This window comes from Ralstonia sp. ASV6 (assembly GCF_016429285.1).
Taxonomy (GTDB): domain Bacteria; phylum Pseudomonadota; class Gammaproteobacteria; order Burkholderiales; family Burkholderiaceae; genus Ralstonia; species Ralstonia flaminis.
The window spans coordinates 1-3,386 of sequence record NZ_JAELUI010000271.1 but is presented as its reverse complement, the minus strand read 5'-3'; the positions used below and the strand labels follow the sequence as shown (position 1 = coordinate 3,386).

General features: G+C 67.2%; 2 protein-coding genes. Both read right to left on the bottom strand.

Annotation, left to right across the window (positions count from 1 at the left end; translation table 11 throughout):
• Positions 1 to 18 precede the first annotated feature (18 nt).
• Positions 19 to 1,374, bottom strand: coding sequence for an ATP-binding protein (locus JHD73_RS27210; RefSeq protein WP_199033247.1), 1,356 nt, complete (start codon positions 1,372 to 1,374; stop codon positions 19 to 21).
• Positions 1,358 to 3,190, bottom strand: a complete 1,833-nt coding sequence (locus JHD73_RS27205; RefSeq protein WP_199033246.1) for a contractile injection system tape measure protein — start codon at positions 3,188 to 3,190, stop codon at positions 1,358 to 1,360. Before JHD73_RS27205 ends, JHD73_RS27210 begins: the two co-directional genes overlap by 17 nt.
• Between the last annotated feature and the right edge of the window lie 196 nt (positions 3,191 to 3,386).

The window sequence follows — 3,386 nt, the reverse complement described above, 5'->3', positions numbered from 1 at the left end:
GCGTATGCCAAGCGCGGCTCATGCCGTCCTCCCTTCCTTGCGCAGTTCACGCGCCAGGCCCTGGCGCAGATGCTCGGCGGTGAGTTGCGCGTGCCCGTGGCGCTCGGCCAGCAGCACCGCAAAGCGCACCACGTTCACCATGGCGCCGCCTGACAGTTCGTGCTGCTCCGCCAGCGCCAACAGGTCGATAGTGCTGGCCAGCCGCTCGGGCCGGCACAGCAGGCTGCGCCACAGCCGCAGGCGCTGGGCCGCGTCGGGCATCGGGAAATAGATCATGGATTGAAAGCGCCGAGAGAAGGCGTCGTCGATATTGCCGCGCAGGTTGCTGGCGAGGATCACCATGCCGGGAAAGTCCTCCACGCGCTGCAGCAGGTAGGCCACTTCCTGATTGGCGTACCGGTCGTTGCTGTTGTTGGTGGCCGAGCGCTTGCCGAACAGCGCGTCCGCCTCGTCGAAGAAGAGAATCCAGCGCCGGCTCTGCGCCTGGTCGAACACGCGCGCAAGATTCTTCTCCGTTTCACCGATGTACTTGGAGACCACCATCGACAGGTCGATGCGGTACACATCCATGCCGATGCCCTGGCCGAGCAGCGTTGCCGTCAGCGTCTTGCCGGTGCCTGGCGGCCCGTAGAACAGGCAGCGGTAGCCTGGCCGGACCGCCTTGTCGAGCCCCCAGTCTTCCATCAGCTCCGGGCCCACGCGCAGCCAGGACTGCACAATCGCGATTTCGTCCATGACCTCGGGGGCTAAGATCAGGTCGTCCCATCCGAGTGCCGAGCTGATGCGCTTGGCCGGGAACTGCGCGTTGTAGTCGGGCTTGTGCCAGACGCCGGTCTGGAGCCGTTGCAGCGCTTCTGCGCTGACCTGCAGGTTTCCCGAGAGTTGCGGCTCACCGCCGACTTCACCATCCAGTTGCACAAGGCCGCCACGCGCAAAGGCGTGCTGCGCGTCGAACAGTTCCAGAACTGCGATGCGAGCCGCCAGGTCGTCGCCCGCCACCAGAAAGACGGCGGTCTCGCCGGTGGGGAGGAAACCGCCGTGGCGGACCGCCTTGCCGCCGCCGAATTCGCTGAAACCGCGGTCAAAATTGCGGTTCTTGACGAAGAAGAGGTCCAGCGCAGCCGGGCGCAGGTGTGGCGCACAGGCCAGCGCAAGCACCAGCCGCTCGCGCGGTCCGAGCGCATATTGCGTGACAACCTCAGCCAACGCGCTGGCCTCGGGCAGCACAGGCGGTGGCGGCATGGTGGCTACCGTGCTGTCGTGGTCGAAGTGCTGCTTGAAGCGCAGGTCCAGCATGACCTCCAGCCAATCCAGCTCGCGCTGCAGCGCCTTGGCGTGCACAGCAATGGAAGCTGCCCTAGCGCCAGTCGACATACAGCACCTCCTCCATCCAGGGCAGCTTGATCGTGGCGTAGGACCATGGCAGTCGATCAAGCAACATGTCGAACGGCCCCGGCCTTACTGCGAGCCGCCAATGCGCGCCGGCTTGGGCCGTCTCGCGCTGCAGCCGTCCCTCACGGCGCAGGAAGGTCTCCCGCAGCCCGGCCATCGAGGTACGGCCGAGCGCGGTCCAGTGTGCAATCACCGCCTGCAAGAGGCTGTCGAGCAATGCTCGCGTGTCGTGATCCAGCCCCGGCTCGTCCGTGAGCGGCTGTGCCAGCTGCATGCCGCACAGCAGCTTGGGCAGCACCCACTCTGGCTCGCTCCCCGCCTCGTTGCCGTCGACGAGGTAAGCCAGGCAGCGCACCGCACGAGATTGCGACGCGGCATCGCGCAAGTGCGGACCATCGCGCAGGTCAAGCATGTCGAACAGGCGCTGGGTGTAGTTGGCCAGCAGCACAAGGCCCGCGTTGCCGATGTAGTGGCTGTCAGCGGCGGCAGGGTCGGGGGGCACTGGCCGTGAGACCGGTAAGGGTGGTGCGGTGCGCGCGCCGAATGGAGCGGCGGGCGGCGGCATTTGCGGTGGCGTGCGTGGCGAAACTGCATGGCCGGTTGGTATGCCGGGGCCAGTCTGCTCGGACGACGTCGCCCGCGGCGGCGCCATCTGTTGCCTGACAGCGGGGCCGGATACCTTGTCCGGGTTGGCTTGTGTGTGCGCTGATCTCGGTGGCGCCTGCAGTGCCGTGTGCGCGACAGCTGATGCGACGGTGCCGGTGCCGGCCGACTCCAGTATCTGGCGCGCTTCCCATTGCTCTGCGGCATCCGGAGGCTGGCGCAGCATCTGAGCGTCAAGGCACATCGTCGTGCGGTGCGAACGCGATGCGACGGGCGCACGTACGGCATCAGCGCTGGAGACAACCCGCTCTGGATGTCCGCTCACATCGAGCGCCTGCGCAAGACGTGCCCGCCAATGCTCAAATGACATCGCAGCGTTACCACGTGCGACGTGGTCTTCCCGATACAGGTGCATCGCATAGCGGCGCACCAGTAGCGGTGCCGATGCAGGCAGGCCAGACAGCAGCAGATGATCGACAAGAAACGCCCAATGGCTGTCAGCACGCACGCTCGCCGGCAAGTCCGGCAGCAGGTGCGCGTGGGCAATCCGCAGCATGCGACTGCTCCTGCGCAGCGTGGCGATGTCGGCGGGAAACAGCATCGCGAGCAGCGTCCAGCGTTCTGTGGGGCGTGTTGCTGCAAGCCACTCGCTGCAGACGGCCGCGTCCGCAAGCCAGCCCGCCACCTGACGCTGGACAGTCCACGCGAGCGGTGCGGGGGATTGAGCGGGCAACGCCAGGATGCGGGCCAGCCTGGCCACCGGTGATGACAGCGCGGCGACCTCGGCAAACGCCTTCCAGTCCTGCCGCTGTGGCGACGTTGATTCGCTCGGCAGACGCCCGGTAGGCGTGCGCGATAGGTCGACGCGATGCGTTCGTACCAGCCGCGCAGCGGGCAACCACGGCGCGGCGCGACGCATACCGTTGCCGAGCGTGATATGCCCTGTTCGGGCGGATTGGCACTGAACATTGGCCAGTCCTCGCATTGCCGCTGCGGTGCTGGCGAAGCGCATCGGTTGCTTCCGGTGCAACGCACGCGCATAGCGAAGTGCCAGCGCGCGCCATGCCGGTGCGCCGCCGGCAACGGCCTGGGCGTACAGGTGCGCGTGCAGCACAGCGCGCTCAGCGGCCGGTAATGCTGGGAGCACGCCGGCCAGCGCATCGGCAAGCCATCGCGCCGACGTTGCTGGCTGCATTGGCACCGCTGTGGAAACGGCATTGCCTACGCTGGCGCTGTCCGCTGCTCCCGCAGGCGAGGAACCACGCGGGGACGGTGTAACGGCGCGCGTTCTGTGGCGGATGCCACCCGCTCTCCCCTCGCCCGCTTGCGAGCGACGTGAAACTGCCGTAGGTGAATCCGGCCGTGGTTCCAGCGTCCGCATCGTTCGGGCG